The 4,219-nt window shown below is 39.3% G+C and carries 3 protein-coding genes and 1 pseudogene; 2 read left to right on the top strand and 2 right to left on the bottom strand.

The features are described 5' to 3' along the window. A partial coding sequence (locus tag IQ242_RS18025) for a DNA methyltransferase (RefSeq protein ID WP_193960919.1) occupies positions 1-799 on the bottom strand: 799 nt, incomplete at its 3' end. 84 nt (positions 800-883) lie between these two features. Continuing rightward, positions 884-2,155: a dihydroorotase gene (locus tag IQ242_RS18020; RefSeq protein WP_193960918.1), complete on the bottom strand. Its 1,272-nt coding sequence runs from the start codon at positions 2,153-2,155 to the stop codon at positions 884-886. Between the two features lie 289 nt (positions 2,156-2,444). Between IQ242_RS18020 and IQ242_RS18015 the strand changes: the two genes are divergently transcribed. Further along, a complete protein-coding gene (locus IQ242_RS18015) occupies positions 2,445-3,719 on the top strand; it encodes a DNA methyltransferase (protein WP_193960917.1) in 1,275 nt (424 codons plus the stop codon). A 376-nt stretch (positions 3,720-4,095) separates the two neighbouring features. Then, positions 4,096-4,219: pseudogene (locus IQ242_RS18010) on the top strand (flagellar assembly protein H); the annotation flags it as partial.

The raw sequence follows: 4,219 nt of genomic DNA, 5'->3' as shown, positions 1-4,219 counted from the left end.
AATCCGTGTGTTTACGATAGACTAAAACGTATTCAGTCACTGGCACAGTTTTGTATTGGAGAGGATTGCGATCAGCTGCAAATCTGCGTCCTCTACCCGTTGCCCACCCTGCTCCCTCTGGTTTTAGCCAAATAATATCATCAATAAAGTCGTAACCTTCTTCAATAAAAATTCGATGCAAATCAAAGGGAACAGCAATACGTTTAGAAGCTTGATTACGGGAAGCACGACGCAACAGCACGGGAGAAATATTAATGACAAAAAAACGTCCTTCACTCAAAACTCGATGACATTTTCTGATTACCTGTCGCAGCTTCAATAGATAGCTTTCGTATTCTTCAAATTCTGAATATTCCGGGCGAGCATTAAAATAGGGTGGTGAGGTAAAGATTAAATCAACACTTTCTGCGGGCATTTCCTCCAAAAGTTCGCTACAATCACCAAATCCGATGGTATTTCTCAGAGAGGAAAGCTTATATTCTTTTTTGGGTTTCTTGCGGTTTTCTAATTTAGATTCATCCTGTTTTAACAGACGAGCGATAATAATTTCAGTCCGGGTTGTCCTATCGGCTAAAATTTCGGTGGTGTAAGCATCGATCACCACTTCCCCAACGGTTTTTTTCTGTTCATTACATAGAGGAATTCGCCAAATATGATATCTGTCATCCACTTCTGGTAAACCTAATTTAATCGCATTAACTAAATTTATTTCTCGCAACCAATTAAGGACAATTTCTTTAGCTTCTGCCACCGTGCGAAGTAGATAACCGCGCTTTTCCGATACCAGTTCTTTTTCCATGATATTACTCTAGTTTTCTCTAGAATTCTAGCTGATCATTATCCAAAAAACTAGGAGAGTCTCAAGATAGAAATTGGCCACCCTTTAAAAATTCCACATTTCTAAGACTTTTCCCGTAATTGTTTGATTTAACCAGAAAGTATTATGACTGAGGGAGTGAAGATTATTTGCCGTTACTTTCCAGCTTGCTTGGGGATGAAAAAGAATTGCTTCTGCGGGATTACCGGGGTTGAGAGATGCCGGTTTTTGTTGTAAACAATGACAGGGATTGAGACTAAGCGCTTGCCACAATTGTAAAGCTGATAATTGCCCGGTTATTACTAATTTTTCCCAGAGTAGCGGTAAAGCTAATTCTAACCCGATCGCGCCGGGGGGTGCTTCTGCAAAAGAGACGGTTTTTTCTTCGTAGGTATAGGGACGATGATCGATCGCGATTGCATCGATAATTCCCTCCTTAATTGCCGCAATTAACGCCTTGCGATCGCTTTCGTTGCCCAAGGGGGGAGCGAGGTGTAAACTGGGATGGTAGCTGGCGATCGATCCTGTATTTAAGAGCAGATGCAACCACGTCACACTAGCGGTTATCGGCAATCCCCGCATTTTTGCCTCGCGAATTAATTCCACTCCTCGACGGGTAGAAATTCGCATTAGGTGAACAGGTGTATTAATTTCGCCGACGATTTCTAAAATTGTGGCTAAAGCAGTGGTTTCGGAAATAGCAGGATCCCCCGGTAAACCTAGGCGAATCGAGGTTTCTCCCTCACGCATGACTCCATTACCCTTTAATTGCTGATTTACCGGGGAAAGGGCGATATTTTGACCGAAGGGTTTTAGGTATTCCAATAAGTGCCGCAACAGTCCCAAATCTTCCAGACTGCGATTATCGGTAAAACCCACCGTTACCGGCATTAAATCGGCTAATTCCGTCATTTTTTGCCCTTGTCTTCCTAGGGTGAGACTTGCCCAAAAATGCAGACGAGTCGATTTTGAGTCAAAAAACCCTTGACTTTTTTGCTGTAATGTGCTAATAAGTGCGGGGTGATCGAGGGGGGGGAGAGTATTGGGGAGAATTGCCACCCTGGTGCAGCCTCCGGCCGTGGCCGCTTTAAGCAAAGATGCGAGGGTTTCTCTGTCCTCGTGGCCGGGTTCCCCGGAATGACTGTAGAGATCGACTAATCCTGGAGCAAAAATACAGTTTTGACCAGAAATATAGTTACTATTTTCTCTTGGGGGAAGCTGAGATTCGATCGCTTTAATTACCCCCTTCTCAATCCAGACATCGGCAATGCGATCGGTTTGTGTCAGAGGGTCAAGGACTCTAACCTGTTCTATAATTGTCGAGGATTGGCTATTCACGCAGACTAATTAAAACGTCATTTTTTCCTTTGGCAGTATATCACGTTAAGTAAAAAGTAAAAAAGCTGAGTTGTCGGTTAGGTTAGAGGACGATAAGTTAGAATATTGATCAACTACGTTTTTAATCTTTATTTTAATTGGCTAGTCCACCCTAGGGAGAATTGATAGCCGAATCATGCAGTTAAGTGGGTGGGTGGAATTAAATATAAGATGAACGTAGGTTGGGTTGAAGCATGAAACCCAACGCCCGCTCATGTTACACTACCGCTAACCCATCCTACAAATAATTGTGCCTCCCTACTTAGAACTTTTCGATTCTAATAATTTAGAAGAATTTAATCGGGGAACCCCGCGATTAGTTTCTTTTCGAGATTTAGTACCAGAAATCACCAGCACCAGTTATCTAACCCATGGCATCTATTATTATCCTGCCAAATTTATTCCCCAAGTGGTGAGATTTTGTCTTGATAACTACACTAAAAAGGATGATTGGATTATCGATCCTTTTGCTGGTTCGGGTACGGTGGGTTTAGAGGCTAAACTTTGTCAAAGAAATGCGGTTTTAACTGATCTTAATTATCTTTTAAACCATATTATACCGATTAAAATCACAGAACACCAAGAACCATTGAGTTACTCAGAGTTAGATAAAAAAATCTTAGAAGTTTTTGGCAGCAAGGATAAATTTATCCCTCAGTGGTCAAATTTAAACTATTGGTATCCAGAGGATATTTTAGCAGTTTTGCAGAAACTTTGGGCAGGTCAAAAAAGTCTAGAACCTGATTTATATTCCCAGATCATTCAAGCGGTTTTAGTGAAAGTTAGTAAACAGTTTTCCTATGCAGAACATACCAAACCTAAATTATTTCAATCGAAATACAAAAAATCAGATATACAGGAACTATTACAAAGAGATTGGCAAGAGGAATTAAAACGAACAATTAAAGAGATGAGTTTTGAAACTTTAACCAGTGTCAATCAATATATTACCGTAACTTGGCATAATTATAATCAGGTGCTTTTTTATGGGGGAGTAGATAGTGCCACTTTTGAGATCGAGCAAAATTTAGAGTTAGATTGTTTAATTAGTTCCCCCCCTTATCTGCAAGCACAGGAATATATCAGAACAGCAAAACTAGATTTATATTGGTTAGGATATACAGAAAAAGAAGTGCAAAAAATCTCTAAGCTAGAAATTCCCTACCGACAGGCTACCAGATTAATCGAAACCGAAACCTTAAATAAAGTGAGATCAAGTTTAGAGAAAGAGAATTTACATAAAATACTTGATTCCTATTTTTGTCACACCATCAACGCTTTAGAAAATGCCACCAGAAAATTAAAACAAGCTGGGAAAGCTTGCATTTTTGTGGGTAATCCGAAAGTGGATGGAGTGGAAGTAGAAACTTGGCGAATATTAGGGGAATATTTTCAGGAAAATGGCTTTATCTTTAATACCGTCTTTGAGGATAGAATTAAAACCAGACAATTATTCAAATCTCGCAAGAATAAAAATCCTGATGGCATGAAATCCGAATATTTACTAATTTTGGAGAAAAGGTAACTTTCTATTGCTTATGTATCCCAAACATCCCCTATTTTATAAATGTTTTAACTGTCCAGAATCCTTACCTAATTTTCAGGCAACTATTCAAGATAAACCCTATATATAGGGTAAATTATTGGCTGATGTAAAGTTGGTTATTCAGACCGATCATGCTACCTTTAATTATGTTTGTGAAATTAAAACAGGATTAAATCATGATCTATCTGAATCGGTGATATAATATTTCGTAAGCTTGGTTCAAAGACTACCATAAAATCAAAGAATTTTACTAATTATCGGGGGGTTATCTAGCTTAATTGTTAAGGAATTTATAGCAAGTAATCTTGAATTTATTGATGTGGATGGTAGCAATTACAAAGGCAAAACGCTCACGATGTTTGATAATATTTGTAAATTTATCGCCGAAAACTTCTCCGATGATCTAGCCACTTGGTTCTTGGGTTCTCCCCTCTCCTTAACCGTCCTCGACCCGACGGAATTACAATTAGACCCCATTC

The organism is Microcystis sp. LEGE 08355, assembly GCF_015207185.1.
GTDB lineage: Bacteria > Cyanobacteriota > Cyanobacteriia > Cyanobacteriales > Microcystaceae > Microcystis > Microcystis panniformis.
Note: the sequence above shows the minus strand (reverse complement) of the source record. Positions and strands in the feature narration are given on the sequence as shown.